Origin of the sequence: Sphingobium sp. OAS761 (genome assembly GCF_024168485.1) — a bacterium.
In the GTDB taxonomy this organism is placed as follows: Bacteria; Pseudomonadota; Alphaproteobacteria; order Sphingomonadales; family Sphingomonadaceae; genus Sphingobium.
The window spans coordinates 123644-140725 of the sequence record NZ_JALJVY010000003.1 but is presented as its reverse complement, the minus strand read 5'-3'; the positions used below and the strand labels follow the sequence as shown (position 1 = coordinate 140725).

The following is a 17082-nucleotide window of genomic DNA, read 5'->3' as shown; positions in this document are numbered from 1 at the left end:
CTACGCCTCAGGCCGTTCGGCCCTTTGCGGGAGTGGCGTACGGCGCCGTGCGACCGTGCTCAGGCGATGGTGCAGCCGCACCATGTCCCGGCCGCACGCGCCCTCGATGAACAGAGCACCGATCGCCGCGAGCATGGCTGTGAGCGCAGCGCCGCCGGCGGCCGCCATGAACAGGCTGACGGCGCCGGGCGGCACGGAGAGCGCCTGGACGAGGAAGACGCCGATCAGGCCGCAGATACTGGTCACCCCGAACAGCGCGACGCCCGCGTTGAGCAGGCCGAGTGCCCGGAGTTGCAGATGAATGCGCCGCTCGGCGAGCGACAGGGCGCGATCGGGATCGACGTAGAGCAGGGAAAGCCTGTCTTCGTCCGCCGCGAAGGACGCCTGAAACTCGCGCCACTGCGTGACGGCGAGATTATAACGGGTGGTCGCGCCGTTCTGCAGGATCGCGCAGGCATTGGTGAGGATCGCCGGCCCGGTGATGAAGGTCAGCGCGGAGAATGGATCGTAGGTCATGTGACTACTCCTTTCTGCACAAGCGGGCTCACAGGGGCCGGCACAGTGCCGTGGCCCAGCGGATGGCTTTCATTTTGTCGGCGATGCCTGGTCGGCATATCCGCCGGCCAGAGCTCTTTAGCTGGTGCTTAAATGCCCTATAGAAAGGCGCGGCGGAAAGACTTTGTAGCTTTTCCAGCCATACCTGCTAGGCATGGCCTATGGAGCTTCGCCATCTACGCTATTTCGTTGCGGTTGCAGAGGAAGGCAGCCTGACCGTGGCTGCCGAGAAACGCCTGCACACTGCACAGCCGTCGCTCAGCCGCCAGCTTCGCGATCTGGAGCTAGAGGTCGGCACGCCGCTGCTCATCCGGACCTCGCGCGGGGTGACCCTGACGCCTGCCGGGCAGATCTTTCTCGACCATGCGCGGCTCGCCTTGGCCCAGGCTGCCGAGGCCGTCGCCGCTGCGCGGCGCGTGTCGCGGCCGGCCAAGGCGAGCTTCTCGGTCGGTTTCCTGACCGGGCAGGAAGTGGAGTGGCTGCCTCATGTCACGCAGATCCTGCGCGATCAGCTCAAGGAAATCGATTTCCGCGTCTCGAGCGACTTCTCGCCCGCCGTGGCGGAGGCCGTGCAGCGCAGTGAGATCGACCTGGGCTTCTCTCGCGTCGAGCCGCAGCCCGATGTGACCTATGCAGTGATCGCCGCCGAACCGATCGTGGTCATTCTTCCAGGAGACCATCCCTTGGCCGCTCGATCCGAAATCGATCCGGCCGATCTCGGCGACCATCCCTTTATCGGCTACACCGACACGCCGCACGTGTTGCGCGGCATCGTCGAGCGCTATCTGCGCGAGCGCGGCGTCACCGTTTCGTCCAGCCACTTCCTGGACAGCTTTGCGACCGGCATTTCCCTAGTCGCGTCGACCGGCGGCCTGACGCTCCTGCCGGCCTATGTCGAGAAGCTGCTGCCCCGGTCCGTCGTGAGCAGGCCGCTTGTCGGAACTGCCCCGGTGATAGAGATCGCTGCGGGATACCGGGCGGACAATTCGTCGCCTGTGTTGCACGATTTCCTGCAGCATATCGATTGGCTCATTGCTGCACGTTCCGCCGTCGCAGGACCCAGCTCGACGAGCTAGATTTGAAGTGGGCACTGACCGCCCTCTTTTCTGTCGTTGAAACCAGCTTACGGGTTTCCCGATAGCTGTCGGTCATCCATCAGAGGGACGTAGGCTGCAAAGCGGCCATTTTAAGGTAGCCCAGACAGGCCCGCGGCAATTCCTGGCGCAAACGCTCGAGGTCATCCTCCGAGGAGCCCGCCTCCATGACAACGCGCACCGTTCCGCCAAGCAGCGCGGCGAGCATAAAGGCCGTCAAATCGGGATCGGCAAAGCGTGCATCGGGAACCGCTCTGAGCAATGGGCTGATCGCCTCGACCATGAGATTTTTGGCGCGGCTCATCAGTTCGGCGAGATCGAACTCGGCGGCGATGCCGTAAATGGCGCGCGACGAGACGAGGTCCGCCATCTTTGCGTCGAGCCAAGCCGTCGCCAGCCCATCCGAAACGGTCTGCAGATCGTGCCCTTCCAGACGCTCGACGGCCCCAAGCATGGCGGTCACGATCAGATCAAGCTGCCGCTCGACGATGGCGAACAGCAGCGCCTGCTTGTGCGGATAATATTGGTACATTGTCCCGACCGAAACACCCGCCCGTTCCGCCACGCGCGTTGTCGTGAGCCGTCCGACCCCATCCGCCAGCAAAACCTGAATGGTTGCCGTGTGGATCGCCTCGATCGTTGCCGCCGAGCGCGACTGTTGCGGCGTTTTCCGGGGCTTCAGGAGGTCAGGCGCCGGTCGGTTCATATGCGAATTCCAAAACTGAAGGATCCTTCATATCTTAGAGCGACAGACACCCCATCACAAGGACAGGCCCCATGAAAACCGTCTTCATCACTGGCTGCTCGACTGGCTTCGGCCGTGAAACCGCATTGTACTTCCTCGAACAGGGCTGGGCCGTTGTCGCAACGATGCGCGACCCCGCCACCAGCACCTTGCCTGTGTCGGAGCACCTGCGCGTCCTGCCGCTGGATGTCACCAGCGCTGACAGCATCGCGGCTGCCGTCGCGGAGGCTGGCGAGATCGACGTGCTGGTGAACAATGCCGGCATTGGCTGGATGAACGCCATTGAAGGCACGCCGATGGACGTGGTGCGTCGCATCTTCGAAGCCAATCTGTTCGGCACGATCGCAACCATGCAGGCCGTGCTGCCAGCCATGCGTGAGCGCCGGTCTGGCGTGATCGTGAACGTCAGTTCCAGCTCGACCTATAAGCCCCTGCCGCTGCTCTCTGTCTATCGCGCGAGCAAAGCCGCCGTGACATCGTTGACAGAGTCGGCTGCGCTGGAAATCGCACCGTTCAACATTCGCGCAAGGGTCGTCGTCCCCGGCATGGCCCCGTCGACGAACTTCGCCGCCAACGCACAGGAGCAGATTGCGAAGGGCGGCTGGTTCCCTGAGGCCTATCAGGACTTTGCAGATCAGACGATGGCGGCATTTCATGCCGCAGGATCAGGAGACGTCACGACCGCGCGTGATGTGGCAGAAGCTGTGTTTCGTGCCGCGAGCGATCCTGACTGCCCGATGGTTCTTCCGGCCGGAGCCGACGCAATCACTTGGGCAACGGGCGGGTGCACCCAGGAACACGCTGGAGACCAGGGGTGAGCCGGTGCAGTGCCCCCAGCTGTTGGTTCCTCTCGGCAAAACTGACCGCGAAGATCCATCAGGCCTGAGCGATCTTGGCCCCCAGCAATTGATCACGCGGTGTCGCGCAGCGCAGCGAAATTGCCGGCTAGGATGTCCGTGAATGCTCGTTTACCGCCCTCGTGATGCAGGCTGTCAGTGGCAAGTCGGATCGCGCCCATCGCCATCATCGCAACCATGCGCAGCCGGATTGCCTGATCGGGCGCTGGCCATTTTTCGCGCAGCGCCGCGTAGAGCGTGGCCTCATGCTCGACCATGCTCGCCTGTTTGCGCGCCTGGACCACGGGGTTGGTTCGCATCAGCTGATCGATGGCGATCATCTCGTCGGTCGGGAAGATCGCGCAGACTTTCAGCACCGCGTCGCGGACCGCCTCTAGCGGCGGTTGGTCCACGGGCTGCTGCCTGAGCGCGTCGACGATCATCTCGCCCATGCCGCTCTGGAGCGAGAGCAGGATCTCGTCCTTGGACTTGAAGTAATAGAAGAAGTTGCGCCGCGAGATGCCCGCGCGCGCTGCGATGTCGTCGAGCGTGGTCGCGTCATAGCCCTTCTCGAGGAACAGGGTGATGCCCGCCTCGGTGATCCGCGCCAGCGTCTCCCGGCGCTTGCGTGCGCGCGTCCCTTCCTGCGGCGCTGGATCGATGCCGTTCGTCATTGGACCTTGAAACTTACACTGGGTGTAAATATCTGCATCTTACACTGAGTGCGAGATTCTTGAAAGGCAGATCATGGCAAGTTGGAAGACGTCCGATATCCCACCACAGACTGGCCGCGTCGCGATCGTTACCGGCACCGGGGGCCTTGGCTTTGAAGACGCCCTGGCACTGGCGCGCGCGGGCGCCGAAGTGATCCTGGCCGGCCGCAATCCGGACAAGGGCGCCGACGCGGTCGCGCGGATAGGTGCGGCGGTGCCCGGCGCGAATATCCGCTTCGAGCAGCTCGACCTTGCCAGTCTCGCCTCGGTCGCCGCCTTCGCCGACCGGTTCGCGGAGCGATATGAGCGGCTCGACATCCTGATCAACAATGCGGGCGTCATGGTCCCGCCGCAGCGGCAGGAGACCGCCGACGGTTTCGAGCTTCAGCTCGGCACCAACTATCTCGGCCATTTCGCGCTGACCGGCCGGCTGCTTTCGCTGCTACGCGGCACGGCCGGGTCACGTGTCGTGACGCTATCCAGCGTCGCGGCGCGAAGCGGTGGAATCGCCTTTGACGACATCAACGCGACCGCAAGCTATCGGGCGATGCCGGTCTATAGCCAGTCCAAGCTTGCCTGTCTGATGTTCAGCCTGGAACTGCAGCGGCGCAGCGACTGCGGCGCGTGGGGCATCACGAGTCTCGGCGCGCACCCGGGCATCGCCCGCACCGACCTGCTGCACAACGCCCCGGGCCGCTGGAGCGCGACAGGGCTGACCCGCTCGCTGCTCTGGTTCCTGTTCCAGCCGGTAGCACAAGGCGCGTTGCCGACGCTGTTCGCAGCGACCTCTCCCGAGACCAGGCCCGGCAGCTACTACGGTCCCAGGAATCTTGGCGAGACGCGCGGAGCGCCCGCTATCGCCAAGATACCGAGGCAAGCGCTCGACCCCGCCGCCGCCACGAGGCTGTGGGCGCTCTCCGAGGAGATGACCGGCGTGCGGTTCGCCTGAGACGCATCGGATCGCGAGGAGATAAGCGGGAGCCAACTGCCGCTCATGCGACCGGGATGGTGCCGCCATCGATGATATATTCCGTCCCGGTAATGCTGGCGGCGCGATCGGATGCGAGGAATGCGACGAGGTTCGCCACCTCGTCAGGGTGGGCAGGGCGACCGAGCGGGATGCCGCCAAGCGCATCCATGATCCGCTGGATGCTCTCTTCGATGCTCTCGCCGGACTGCGCGCTCATCCGCTCGGCCAGCCCGACCGACGCCTCGGTCTTGATCCAGCCCGGCGACACGCGCATCACCCGGACTCCCTTTGGCGAAACTTCCTTCGACAGGCTCTTGCTGTAGGTCGAAAGCGCGGCCTTGGCGGCGGCATAGGCGGTTGTTGCCTCGGGCAGCGGCAGCCGGTTCTGGATCGAAGTCACATGCACCACGACACCACTGCCGCGCGCCACCATGGCGGGTAGCAGCGCGCGATCGAGCCGGATCGCCGGCCTCAGATTGAGGTCGAGCTCCTTGTCCCATTCCTCGTCGCTCAGCGCAGCGAACCCGCCCGCGGGAGCCGAGGAGCCCCCGAGCATGTGGACGATGATGTCGATCGCACCGAGCCGCTCCTGCGCGGCCGCCGCCAGCGCGTCGCACCCTGCGGCCGTAGTCAGGTCCGAGGCGACGAACAGCTGATCGGGAAGGTCATCAGGTTTCGAGCGCGCGGTCGTCAGGACGGTTGCGCCCTGCTCGCGAAACAGACGGACGGTCGCCGCGCCCGCACCGCGCGTGCCCGATGTGATCAGCGCGCGCTTGCCCGCGAGATTGAGGAAGTCCGTCATTTTCTTGGCCCTTTCGGAGGAGTGGGAATGAAAAGGCGCGCAGTCACGGCGTGATCTTCAGTCGGGCGATGTGCTCGCCGCGCAGCACGAAGAAATAGCGCAGGTCGATGGGGTTGCCGGGGAAGTCCCCGGTCACGTGGCTGGTCACGATGACCTCGTCGCCATCCTCGGCGATGGCGAACGGCTCGGCGACAGAGGTAAAGGCCTTGGTGTACTCGACCTTCCAGGCGACGATGGCGTCGCGGCCGACATGGGTCTTGCCGTCGTCCTCGACGATCGCATCCTCGGCGAACCAGGGCGCTATCGCCTCCGGCTTCTCGTCCCTGTCCGCTTCGAAATAGCCGGCGATCGGTGCCGGGAGCGCAATTGCCATGTCGTGATCCTTTCGCATGATGCGACGCCCGATCCTGCGGCCATGAGCTGGACTTCGCGGCGGATGTCGCCTTGTTCGCTAAAGATAGAGATGGACGCTCGTCGCGATAAGCGGGATAGATCGGGATGTAACATCCCGCTTCTGAGGACAATCGTGCGGCATAGCCTGCTAGAACTCGACGCTGTCCTCGCGGTTTCCCGCCATCGGTCCTTCCGTGCGGCAGCGGTAGACTTGGGCATGTCGACGACCGCGCTCAGCAACAGTATCGCAAAGCTTGAACGGCAGCTTGGCGTGCGCCTGTTCAACCGGACGACGCGGAGCGTCTCGCTGACCGACGCCGGTCGCCGGTTCGTTGACCATATCGGCCCGGCGCTCAGCGATATTCATGGTGCGATGGACATCGCACGCTCGCAGCAGGCGACGCCGTCGGGGGTGCTGCGGATCAACGCGTTCGCGACAGCCGCGCGCGAGGTTCTGGCACCCTTGCTGCTGGCCTTTCTGCGGCGCTACCCCCAGGTCTCGATCGATCTGGTTACCGAAGGCCGGCTGGTCGATGTGGTGGCGGACGGTTTCGATTTCGGTATCCGCAGCCGCGATCTCGTTCCGACCGACATGATCGCGATTCCCGTCGGGCCACCGCGTCGCAACGCTGTCGTTGCTTCACCGGCTTATCTCGAAGCTCATGGCGTGCCACGCACGCCGGGCGATCTTGACCGTCATGCGTGTATCGCGATCCGTCTACCCAACGGCGCGCCGTATCGCTGGCATTTCGAAAAGGACGGCCGGCCGCTGCCGGTCGACGTCGCCGGGCCGATCACGCTCGACGAACCGAGCCTCACCCGCATCACAATGCTGGAGGGCCTAGCAATCGGCTATATGATGGAGGCGGATGTGCGCGAGGATATCGCTGCCGGCCGTCTCGTCCATCTTTTGGCGGACTGGATGCCGCAGCTGGCGCCGCTGTGCCTCTATTATGCGGGGCGGAAAAATCCCTCGGCCGCGTTTCGCGCGCTCGTCGACCTCGCGCGCGAACGGGCAAACGCCGGATAGCGCTGGGTGACCTGCGGAAGGTCGGCGCGATCCTCGACCGGAAAGAAGCGAACGCCTTGCGCATTTTCCGACCGGGTGGCCGGAGCAGTTGCATGAGGCCCGTCGCCCCGGCGCGGCCGGCAGCGGCGACAGGCGGTGGCCGCCCTACGTCAGGCTCCCTCCTCCTGCGCTGTAGACCCAAAGCATTCGATCAGCATCTCGGTCAGCACCCGTATCTTGCGCGAAGGATGCTGCCCAGGCGGGCGAATAACGAAGATACCGGCTTCAGGCACGGGATAGCGGGTCATGATCCGCACCAGCTCGCCGGCCTTCACATGGGCCTCGATGACCCCGTCGGGAAGACAGGCAATGCCCAATCCCGCCACGACGGCGGACACCAGGGCCGTCCCGTTATCAGCCCTGAAGCGGCCCCGCGGACGGATGGTGATCCTCTTGTCGCCATCCATGAACTGCCAGCTTTCGTTCACTTGCATGACGGCCTCATGCGCGAGCAGCTCGTCCGGCTCCTCCGGCGCGCCATGGGCGCGGATGTAACTCGGGCTCGCAACAAGGCTTCCGCGAATAGGCCCCACCCGGCGGGCGATCAGGTTGGAGTCGGCAAGAAATCCAACCCGTATCGCGCAGTCATATCCTTCGGAGATGAGGTCGACGAAGCGATCGGCGTAGCAGGTGAAGATTTCAAGCCTGGGATGGCGCCGCCCCATCTCTGCAATCACGGGCGCCAGATGCGTCGGGCCAAAGGTCAGCGGCGCTGCGATCCGGAGCCGGCCGCGAAGCTCTCCGGCAGGCAGGATCATCTCCTTCGCGTTGTCGATTTCCGCACAGACCCGTGCCGCATGGTCCCGGAAAATGGTCCCGGCCTCGGTGAGCGCCGCGCCCCGCGTCGTCCGTGCGAGCAGCTGGACGCCGAGATCCGCCTCGAGCCGGGCGAGCCGCCGGCTGACGATCGATTTCGAGAGGCCCAGACGGCGCGCGGCAGGCGAAACACCCCCGGCATCGGCGACCTCCACGAAGGTTCGCAACTCTTCGATATCCATCCGGCGTTCCCCGATGCGCGACGCAGTGTGTCTCGAAGCCGGACTACCGTCTCAAAAGCGGGAATGGCAATGCTTAGGCCAGGCAACGCACCTCCCGGGGCTTGCCAGCGACCCTTTCTGATAAATGCCAAAGGATCATCATGAGCTTTCGCAACGGCCTCGACTCGCTTCTTCGTCCCGAGGACTCAGTCCTCGTCCTGATCGATCATCAGGCCTTCCAGCTTGCGGGGCTGGGAAGTCATGATCCTCAAACGGTCGTCAACAACACGACCGCGCTGACGAAGCTGGCGAAAGCATTCAATGTTCCGACCATTCTCACCAGCGTGCTCGCAGCCCGTGGCGGCCTTCTTTTCAAGCAGATCACCGACGTCTTCCCGGACCAGGAAGTGATCGACCGGACCTGGGTGAACACCTGGGAGGACAAGAAGGTGGTGGACCTGGTCAAGGCCACCGGTCGCAAGCAACTGATCATTGCCGGCTTGTGGACCGAAGTCTGCGTCGCGATGCCCGCGATCCAGGCCGCCGGTGAAGGCTGGGACGTGACCGTGATCACCGATGCGTCAGGCGGCGTTACCAAGGAGTCTCACGAGGTTGCCATCCAGCGCATGATCGCGGCGGGCGTGAACATGATGACCTGGATGGCGCTTGCGGGCGAGTGGCAGCGGGACTGGGCGCGCACCGAGCACGTCGAAGCGCTGACTGAAATCCTGATCTCTCATCTCGGCGGCAGCGGCATTGCTTTTCTTTGGGAGCAGCAGCTCCTCAACACGCCGGTGGAGACGCAGTCGAGTTCCGGCCTTTGATCCGGATCGGATGACGCTGGTGCCGTAGAATGCTGAACGGAATCGCGATTCACGGCCTTAGCTGGGTTTCGATTGCCGCCTTATCGATCACGGAGAAGACTTCCGCGATCCTTCCTTCCTCTAAAGTGTAAAAGGCGTGCTCGTGGAAGACGACGCGCCTTCCATCGACCGGCAGGCCCAGGAATGTTCCGTTCGGTGTGCAGTCGAAGCGAATTCGAGACGCAATCCGGCTTTCATCCGCCACGACGAGAGCGACATCGAAATGAAGGTCGGGAATATCGCGGTAATTCTCTTCGAGCATGGATCGATATCCATCCAACCCGAGCGGGCGCCCGTTATGAGCCACATCGTCCGCGACGAACTCGCCCAGCGCACCCAAGGCACGGCCATTCAGGCAGGCGATGTATCGCTCGTACATGCCGGTGGCGGCTCGTTCCTGAGATGACGCGATCATTGCAACTCTCCGATCTTTCCCCGTCAGGGCCGCGTCCAGGAAGAACGATCGACGCGTTCCGGCGGTCGGTGTCCATTCAGCGTAGCCTGAGCTGCTCTCTGACGACGGTGCGGGCGGGTAGCAGGAAGGACTGGATCTAGCCGTCGCGGGCGCTGTCGCAGCCCCTCATACCTCAGCTTTTAGAGTATTCCTTCCTGCTCGGCTTGGTAGACTGTCCTCACGGTCGGTTGGAAGCCGAGGGTACGCGCAAGGGCGCCATCGATATGAAGGTGCCACGGGTTCTGCATGGGCTCGAAAGACGGGGCCATGGTGTGGCCGACCAGCTGGACCAGCTCGTAGATCGTTGTGGGCGCTTCGTCCGCTATGTTCACGATCCGGCCATCGAACGCGCCTGCCAAGGCCAGTTTCATTGCCGTCGCAATATCGCGGTGATGGATCGTACTCATCCGGTTGGCTGGGTGAAATCCGAAGGCGCTCAGATGCTTCGGCAACATTTCCAGATGGCCATCGCCATCACCATAGACGAAGGGGAACCGAACGACCGCCCAGTTCAGGCGGCTTTCGCGCAGGGCCTTCTCGGCCGCGACCTTGCTGGCCGGGTACGCCTCATCCGGCGCGACCGCATCCGTTTCGCGCCCCGGTTGCGGGCTGTTCTTGTTGTAGACGTTGGAGGTGCTGGCCATCACGAAGCGCGCATCGGGCGCATCGGCCTGCACCGCGGCAATAAGGCTGCGCGTGCCCTCCAGGTTGCTTTTCCAGATCAAGTCGGTGTCAGCTGTGCGGAACACCGCTGCCAAATGAAGGATTGTCGAAACGCCCGCGACCGCGTCCGCCAGCGATGCCGGATCGAACAGATCGCCTTCCACGGCCTCCACGCCGGCAGGCGCAGCTTTGCCTGCCCTAACCAGGACACGGCAGTCTTCTCCAGCTTCGACGAGGCGCGGCACCAGGCGTTCGCCGACCAGTCCGGTTGCACCGGTCACTAGGATCGTCATGCCTTCTTTCCTTTCAGTCGGTGATTGAGGCGCTCGGTCGCTGCGCGCAGCACCCGCGCCGTTGTTTCGAGGTCGGCGTCGGAGAAGTCGCTAAACGCCTCGTCATGGATGAAAGCGAGGTCGGGCAGTTCACCCCACAAGCCTGTTCCTGCCGGGGTCAGGCGGAGCAGCTTCTGCCGCTGGTCAAGGTCGCTCGGAACCTGTTCGACCAAACCCTTTCGCACCAGCGCCGAGACGATGATGCTGACTGTCGCCCGCTCGATCTGGAGCAACGGCGCGAGCTCGCGCTGCATCGTCGGACCGATCGTCGCTAGCTGGTGCAGAATATACCATTGCGTCGCGCCCAGGCCGTGCGGCCGCAGGGCCTCTTCCATCAGCGCACGTCCCGCGAAAAAGCATCGCTTTGCCCACGCACCCAAGGTGTCGTGTTTACGGATCGCATCTTTGTTAGCCATCTAACATAAATGTTAGCTATCAAACATATTGTCAAGACGTGACCGGGCCTGGTCGTCCAGTTCGCATTGACACGTGGCAGCAGCTCGCCAATGATCGGCGGCAGAGCGCATCTGGAGCGCCTCCTGTCCGCGGCAAGGGAGATCCTCCCATCCAGTCATAGCGATATGATCTTACGAACCCTTCTTCCGGCCTTTCGTAAGCGGACGTTTGGCGATGGGAAGGAAGGTTGACGATGACCCGTGTCCTCACGCCCCGAACCTCTGTCGAAACGCTCCGCAAGGATGCCAAGCGTTGGCTCAAGGCCCTGAGGGCTGGCGACCCGCAAGCGAAAACTCGCCTGACAGCGGCGTGGTACACCGCGCCTGCTGAACCCGGACTGCGTGACGTCCAGCATGCGCTCGCCCGCGAATATGGCTGTGAAAGCTGGACGGCGCTCAAGGCCGCAATCGAGGAGTTGGCGCTTACCGGCAGCAATCGGGCCGACCGCCTCGACCGCTTGCTGCGCCATGGCTGGGACGGCGACACCAGGATCGCCCGCCGCATCCTCGATCTTTATCCCGACATCGCCCGGCATAGCCTGTTCACCGCCGTCACCTGCGGCGACCTGGCGGAGCTGGAGCGGCGGCTGGCCCGCGATCCGAAAGCCGCGACCCGGACCGGAGGCCGGCTCAATTGGACCGCGCTCGCCTATGTCGCCTATGGCCGCCTCGACACCGAAAATGCCGTCGCCATCGCACGCTTGCTGCTCGATGCAGGGGCAGATCCCAATTTCCAGTTCGACGATGGCTGGGGCAGCCCGTTCAAGATCCTGACCGGCGCGATCTGGCTCGGCGAACAGCACAGGCCGAGCCATCCCCAAGCCGAGGCGCTCGTCGACTTGCTCGTCGCGGCCGGCGCCGACCCTTTCGATCTCCAGGCCTTGTACAATGTCGGCTGCGTCCCCGGCGACGCCGGTTGGTACGAGTTGCTCTGGCGCCATAGCGAAGCGCAGGGCACCGCGCATAAATGGAGCGACCCGGCGGCCGGTCGGCCGGGCGGGAATCTGGAACTCAGCACGCTCGATTTCCTGCTCGGCAGCGCGGCCGGCCAGAACCATCTCGCGCGCGCCGAATGGCTGCTCGCCCACGGCGCCAATCCCGACACGATCCAGCCCTTTCGTCTCCAGTCGGTCCACGCGCTCGCCCAGATGTCGGGCTTTCTGGAAATGAGCGCCCTGCTCGAACGACATGGCGCCCGGCCCGTGGTGCTCGAGGGTATCCACGCCTTCCAGGCTGCCTGTCTCGCGGGCGACGAGGACAGGGTCCGCGCGATGCTTGCCGCCGATCCGGCCCTGATCGATGATCCGGCGCCGCTGATCGTCGCCGCAGAGTTCGGCAATGCCCGCGCCGTCGCGCTGCTGCTGTCGCTCGGGGCCTCGGTCCATGGGCTCGGCGAGGATGGGATCAGCCCGCTGCACCGCGCGGCGCAATCAGGGTCTGTCGAGGCGGTCGATCTGCTCGTTGCGGCGGGCGGCGATGTCGATCTGCAGGAGCAGCGCTGGAATGGGACGCCGCTGAGTTGGGCGGTCAAGATGGGCCAGCCGCATATCGCTGAACGGCTCGCGCCGCTCAGCCGCGATCCCCGCACGCTGGGTTATATGGGCCAAGCCGAAAGGCTCGAAACGATCCTCCGCGAGGATCCCACAAGGGCCAACCTTGCCCTTCCCGACCCCGAGGGGCCGACGCCGTTGTTCATCCTTCCGCCCGACGATCCCGATCGCGCGGCCGTAATCACGCGCATTCTGCTCGCGCATGGCGCCGACGCTGGCTGGCGTAACGCCAGCGGTCGGACACCAATCGACTTCGCGCGCGATCAGGATTTCCACGAGGCGGCGGCGTTGATGGAAGCGAGCATCGCGCCCGGCTGCGGATGCCGCGTCCGATCGTCTGCCAGAGCGGCGTCAGCATGTCCCAGGCGAACTGGGCTTTATATTCGGCCGATAGCTCGCTGTCGTGTCGGTGCCGGCTGTATGCATCTCCTGCCAGCGTCGCCGCACAGCGACCGACACGATGTCCACGGCGGCTTCGCCGGCAAAAGCGTTGTTAAGCGTGGCGCCCGCGTTGGAAAACGTGTCCCTTACATCTTGTGACCAGTTAATTGCGCGCCACAGGCGCCCGCGCAGGAAGGCGGTTACCTGGGATGCACCGTCGCGTGACGCCGGCACATAGATCATCTGGATCCTTGCGCGGTCCAGAACCTTCAGTTCGATGCAGTCCGCTTCCGCGAACGCGCCGAAAGTGCGGACGGCCCAATATTTCTGCTCGATCGTCCCCTCAAGCGAGCCATCGTCCGTCCAAGTTGCCTCCAGACGTAGTCTGCACTTTAGCCGGCCGCCTTCATCGGTCGCCATCTGCTGGAAAAACTCCGGAATCGCCCCGGCGTCCGCGCCGCCGCCATCAAGCTCGGGAAAGGCAAGGATTGCTTCGAGAGCCAAGGTTCGCTGAAGTGGCGCGACGAGCTCGGCCGCCGGAATGTGAAAATCCTGGCGACGCAGCCGCCGGTGATCGCCGGTGATCCCGAATAGGCGTTGAAGTGCCTGCATGACCGCAGTTTTGCCCGCGCCATTGACACCGACGAAGGTTGTCAGACCCGATGTCAAATCAATCGTCGTTGGAATAGATCCGAAGCATCGGAAGTTCTCCAAGCTGATTCGTTCAATGAACATGTGTGATCCTTGTTGGGCGCGGTCGGGCTAGTGTGCACCGGAAAGCGCGACAGCGGTAGAATGCGAATGAAACCCACTCGAAAACGGGACTCGCCGACAGCGCAGAGTGTCTCTAGGAGCGGACATCTAAATCGAGGGCAACGGCCGCGCCGGCTGCGGTTGACGTGCGCCGCTAAGCGGCGCGGTTGTTGGTCTGCATCCGCCTTCCGAGCTAGGCAACTACAGGCGAGCTTGAGACCAAAACAAGTCCTTTGACCGTTCCACAACCCACCAAAGGCGGGCTTTCGCTTCCCGGGGCTGACCTCGGTTCGACCGCAAAAGACCACTATTGGCTGCACTTGTTCGCCTGAAAAACCGGGTTGCCAGGCCCGGCATTCAAAAAAATCTAATTAAATCAGCTAGTGTTGGCGGAGGGAGAGGGATTCTCCCATGGCGCAACGCGTCATCGATCTAGTTTTATGGTCCGCCCAATATATCGCGCAGAAAGTCATGCATCCATGCCGGGAGAGTGTGCATGCCGCGGTGCAGATCCTTGACCATTGCAGCGCCATGATCGGGATGGCCGAAGACGATGCGCAGCTGTGCGCGGATGCGTTCGCCATCTTGCGGCAGGACGTCCTGCAGCCAGTGCAGCGCTTGCACTACGCGCATTGCCGGTCGTCCAACCCAGTAAAGTTTGCTGGGAGCAGTCTTCCTGAACACGATGACGAGATTGCCGAGTTTTAAAGATTTGAGGCGCGCGTCGGTATGAATGACGATTTTCGCTGGCACCGCGTTCGTAAGGCCGAGGTCATTGGCTGCGGTGATGCCGTCGATGAGCATGCGGGTCTGGTCGCGTCGCGACAATGCGTCGACGACGGCGCGAGAATCGGGATTCGTGGGCTTGCCGGTTAGGCTATTGGTCTTGGGCTTGTCGTAAAGGCCGCGCGCGAAGCGACGGATCTGCTTTTCGCGCGTCAGTCGATGGAGTGCCTGATCGACGGCATCACGTACCCCGAGATCGAGAAAGTCGACCGGCGTCCAAGCGCCGAATGGCGCGGCTTGTTCCATCCGATCAAGTATTTGCCCTTTCAGATTCAGACCAGTCCCACGCACCAGCGTCTCCTTTGTCAGAGATATGTATACGTTTTTCTGACAAAAGTGAGAGGGGGTCGGATGGGATTTCAGCATTTTTGTGCCAAGAGTCTACCCCACAGCGTGTCCCAGACGCCGTGAGTTTTTGAGGTTTTCGCGCATCTCAGATGCGAGAAAATTCTTGCCGCCACGACACGAAATTGACGGAGGCCAATAATCCAAGGCCGGCGTCTGAGTGAGATCGATGATTCACCGTCACGCCCGATCTGCACCAAATGCGGCAACGGTGGCCGTCTCAGTGCGAACCGGTCTGCCTCGAAGCATTGAAATTTATGCTCGGAATATACCGTTGGTATAATGCGAGCGCATATTTCGAAGCGCTATGACCGGCCTCGGCAATCACGCTTTCGGAAGCCGGGCGACTGGCTCCCCCTTCAGTTCGCGGTCCAGCAATTGCGCCAGGAACTCCGTGAAGGGGCGAATGTCCTGCCGGCCGCTGGCCTCCTCAAGCGCAGCCATATAATCGGCGCGCTGCTCGACGGGCACGACCGTCCACGGATAGCCGCCAGCCGCGAGCATGACATTCATCAGGAAGCGGCCGGTTCTTCCATTCCCGTCCATATAGGGATGGATGTAGACGAAGATGAAGTGGCCGAGGACGACGCGGACCGCAGGCTCGGTTTCCTCGCTTAGCAATTCGAAGAACACCGGCATCGCATCGCGGACAGCATCGCAGTTGAGCGGTACATGCATCGAGCCGCGCAGATAGACCTGACCGTTGCGGTATCCGGCGAGATCGCTCGCGCTGATCAATCCTGCGGTAACACTCGGCGTGAACATCTCGCGATACCAGTCGCCGTGCTCCTCGTCGGCGACGAGGCCAGGATTCTCGCCGGCCAGGACGCGATTCAGGCTTTTGAGAACAGCTTGATAGGCGAGCCAGTAGCCGCGTGCGGCCAGTCCATCCTTATATTCGCGATCCTGCTCGTCGGCTTCCGGATTCCACGTGCCGCTGCGGACGCGCTCGATCAGTTCCGGGCTGACGCGATAGCCCTCGATCGATAGCGAATGATAGGCGTCGGTGACGTAGCTGTCCTGCACGCGCTTGAGATAGGCGCCGATATCGGCGGGGCGGCCCGGCGGCGGTGGGAATCGCTCAAGGACTGCTCCGCGCATCTCCTGCCACATCAGGCGGATCCGGCCCGCATAGGGAGAGCGCTCACGCGCCGGCAGGAGAGTCTCGAGCTTTGTCGCGAACGGATCCTGCTCGCGCACGGTATAGCCTGCCGACCGCATCGCCTTCAAAATGTCGTCGGCAATGCGTTCGCGCCCGATGTTGCGGAAGGCGCCGGCCAGACGGCCGGCGATCGCGCTGTGGCCTCCTTGGAGCAATCGTCCCAGCAATTCGGACGCGTCCCGCACGGTCGCCAAGGCTGCTCGGGCGTCGATCGCATTGTTTTCGTAGAGACCGGGTGCACTCGCAATGAGGGCAGCGGGAATCGAGAAGAGGCGCAACCCGTCCTGTGCCGCGGCATCCTCCGGTGTCGGGATCGCCGCACGGACGTCGAACAAGGAAGTGCCCAAGGGCAGTGCCGTCGGCTTGTTGCCGCCTTTCGGCGTGCGCACGAGGAGCTGCTTTGGAACCGTGCGATTTCCCGTTTGCAGCGCGATCGAGAGCTCAGGGGAGAGGGACCAGTCTTCACCGAAGCGTTCGTTCAGATAGGCGCCGCAGAAGCCCCAATAGGAGGTATACCAGGCCGTGCTTTCGCCAGCGCCCGCATCAGGCCGTGCAGGGATATACCAGCCCTTCATGACTTCCTGCAGGAAGCCCTGCTTCATGAGCAGCTCGCGCTGGGGCCGACTGAGATCGTCGCTGCGGATGGCGACGAGGTTGCGGTCCTGAAGCGTGCGGAGCGTATCGAGCGCGTCCGCGAGCTTTTGCTGGGGAGTTGCCACGGCATTCACCCTCGATGATGCGCAACCATTAGGTTTTCGTGTCGCGCGGTTATTAGGTTTTTGTGCTGTGCCATTTTTAGGTTATTGTGTCGAGCGTAAATTAGGTTATTGTGTTGGACGATCGGAATCGTGCCCCCGAATCATCCGTCCAACCGGTTTTGCCGCTCCATATTTGCGGAGCCTCTCAGCGCGCTCGAGAAGTCGCTGATATAGGGACTGCTACACGCCTTCCTGTCCGAAATTTGTAGTCATATTTCGGACAAACCCCAGCCAGCCCGATGCCCGGAAGGACTCGAACCGCCCTGTCCATTCACGTCCAGCCTTTTCCACGAATCCAGATCGTGCTATTAGTGCCCTCGGGCGAGTTCGCAAGTCTATGATTTGATTGCGAAATCAACCGCTTAGTCGCCCAGCGATCAAGCTCTTCTGAATCCGCATACGTCTATGAACGTCCGGCGTCGTCTG

Annotated in this window: 17 protein-coding genes and 1 pseudogene; 6 read left to right on the top strand and 12 right to left on the bottom strand. The window is 63.0% G+C overall.

All coding sequences use genetic code 11. The features are described from left to right. A complete protein-coding gene (locus tag J3E64_RS05095) occupies positions 1-516 on the bottom strand; it encodes a DUF2721 domain-containing protein (protein WP_253340543.1) in 516 nt (171 codons plus the stop codon). Between the two features lie 200 nt (positions 517-716). Between J3E64_RS05095 and J3E64_RS05090 the strand changes: the two genes are divergently transcribed. Next, positions 717-1631: a LysR substrate-binding domain-containing protein gene (locus tag J3E64_RS05090; protein WP_253340541.1), complete on the top strand. Its 915-nt coding sequence runs from the start codon at positions 717-719 to the stop codon at positions 1629-1631. Between the two features lie 79 nt (positions 1632-1710). Here J3E64_RS05090 and J3E64_RS05085 read toward each other — a convergent pair whose 3' ends face one another. Beyond that, entirely contained in the window at positions 1711-2355 is a 645-nt protein-coding gene (locus tag J3E64_RS05085; RefSeq protein WP_253340539.1) for a TetR/AcrR family transcriptional regulator, read from the bottom strand. A gap of 71 nt (positions 2356-2426) precedes the next feature. Here J3E64_RS05085 and J3E64_RS05080 point away from each other — a divergent pair, with 71 nt between their 5' ends. Then, a complete protein-coding gene (locus tag J3E64_RS05080; protein WP_253340530.1) occupies positions 2427-3212 on the top strand; it encodes an SDR family oxidoreductase in 786 nt (261 codons plus the stop codon). A 92-nt stretch (positions 3213-3304) separates the two neighbouring features. On the opposite strand, the gene J3E64_RS05075 is transcribed toward J3E64_RS05080, so the two are convergent. After that, entirely contained in the window at positions 3305-3904 is a 600-nt protein-coding gene (locus J3E64_RS05075; RefSeq protein WP_253340528.1) for a TetR/AcrR family transcriptional regulator, read from the bottom strand. 73 nt (positions 3905-3977) lie between these two features. Here J3E64_RS05075 and J3E64_RS05070 point away from each other — a divergent pair, with 73 nt between their 5' ends. After that, on the top strand, positions 3978-4892 hold the full coding sequence (locus J3E64_RS05070; protein ID WP_253340526.1) for an oxidoreductase: 915 nt from the start codon (positions 3978-3980) through the stop codon (positions 4890-4892). A 43-nt stretch (positions 4893-4935) separates the two neighbouring features. Here J3E64_RS05070 and J3E64_RS05065 read toward each other — a convergent pair whose 3' ends face one another. Together J3E64_RS05065 and J3E64_RS05060 are read right to left on the bottom strand one after the other, a co-directional pair. Continuing rightward, complete coding sequence (locus J3E64_RS05065) at positions 4936-5715, bottom strand: SDR family oxidoreductase (RefSeq protein WP_253340525.1); 780 nt, start codon at positions 5713-5715, stop codon at positions 4936-4938. A 43-nt stretch (positions 5716-5758) separates the two neighbouring features. Beyond that, positions 5759-6088: a nuclear transport factor 2 family protein gene (locus J3E64_RS05060; protein ID WP_253340523.1), complete on the bottom strand. Its 330-nt coding sequence runs from the start codon at positions 6086-6088 to the stop codon at positions 5759-5761. A gap of 150 nt (positions 6089-6238) precedes the next feature. Between J3E64_RS05060 and J3E64_RS05055 the strand changes: the two genes are divergently transcribed. After that, positions 6239-7138 (top strand): LysR family transcriptional regulator, encoded by a 900-nt coding sequence (locus tag J3E64_RS05055; RefSeq protein WP_253340992.1) that lies wholly within the window; start codon positions 6239-6241, stop codon positions 7136-7138. Positions 7139-7287: 149 nt separating this feature from the next. Here J3E64_RS05055 and J3E64_RS05050 read toward each other — a convergent pair whose 3' ends face one another. Continuing rightward, positions 7288-8175 (bottom strand): LysR family transcriptional regulator, encoded by an 888-nt coding sequence (locus J3E64_RS05050; RefSeq protein ID WP_253340521.1) that lies wholly within the window; start codon positions 8173-8175, stop codon positions 7288-7290. A gap of 140 nt (positions 8176-8315) precedes the next feature. Here J3E64_RS05050 and J3E64_RS05045 point away from each other — a divergent pair, with 140 nt between their 5' ends. Continuing rightward, on the top strand, positions 8316-8978 hold the full coding sequence (locus tag J3E64_RS05045) for a hydrolase (protein ID WP_253340519.1): 663 nt from the start codon (positions 8316-8318) through the stop codon (positions 8976-8978). Between the two features lie 49 nt (positions 8979-9027). On the opposite strand, the gene J3E64_RS05040 is transcribed toward J3E64_RS05045, so the two are convergent. From J3E64_RS05040 to J3E64_RS05030, 3 genes are all read right to left on the bottom strand, one after another. Next, positions 9028-9432, bottom strand: coding sequence for an ester cyclase (locus J3E64_RS05040; RefSeq protein ID WP_253340517.1), 405 nt, complete (start codon positions 9430-9432; stop codon positions 9028-9030). 179 nt (positions 9433-9611) lie between these two features. Further along, positions 9612-10427, bottom strand: coding sequence for an NAD(P)-dependent oxidoreductase (locus J3E64_RS05035; protein WP_253340515.1), 816 nt, complete (start codon positions 10425-10427; stop codon positions 9612-9614). Beyond that, on the bottom strand, positions 10424-10801 hold the full coding sequence (locus J3E64_RS05030; protein WP_253340512.1) for a MarR family winged helix-turn-helix transcriptional regulator: 378 nt from the start codon (positions 10799-10801) through the stop codon (positions 10424-10426). Before J3E64_RS05030 ends, J3E64_RS05035 begins: the two co-directional genes overlap by 4 nt. Positions 10802-11115: 314 nt before the next feature. Between J3E64_RS05030 and J3E64_RS05025 the strand changes: the two are divergent. Then, positions 11116-12474, top strand: a pseudogene (locus J3E64_RS05025) (ankyrin repeat domain-containing protein); the annotation flags it as partial. Positions 12475-12822: 348 nt separating this feature from the next. Here J3E64_RS05025 and J3E64_RS20785 read toward each other — a convergent pair. The 3 genes from J3E64_RS20785 to J3E64_RS20780 form a co-directional block, all read right to left on the bottom strand. Then, positions 12823-13587 carry an AAA family ATPase gene (locus J3E64_RS20785; RefSeq protein ID WP_367398600.1) on the bottom strand — a complete coding sequence of 255 codons (765 nt, stop codon included), beginning with the start codon at positions 13585-13587 and terminating at the stop codon, positions 12823-12825. A 456-nt stretch (positions 13588-14043) separates the two neighbouring features. After that, the gene (locus J3E64_RS05015) at positions 14044-14682 is read right to left on the bottom strand and encodes a DUF6088 family protein (RefSeq protein ID WP_253340508.1); all 639 of its coding nucleotides are present in this window, start codon (positions 14680-14682) and stop codon (positions 14044-14046) included. A 378-nt stretch (positions 14683-15060) separates the two neighbouring features. Beyond that, positions 15061-16617: a Fic family protein gene (locus J3E64_RS20780; protein ID WP_253340506.1), complete on the bottom strand. Its 1557-nt coding sequence runs from the start codon at positions 16615-16617 to the stop codon at positions 15061-15063. Positions 16618-17082 lie beyond the last annotated feature (465 nt).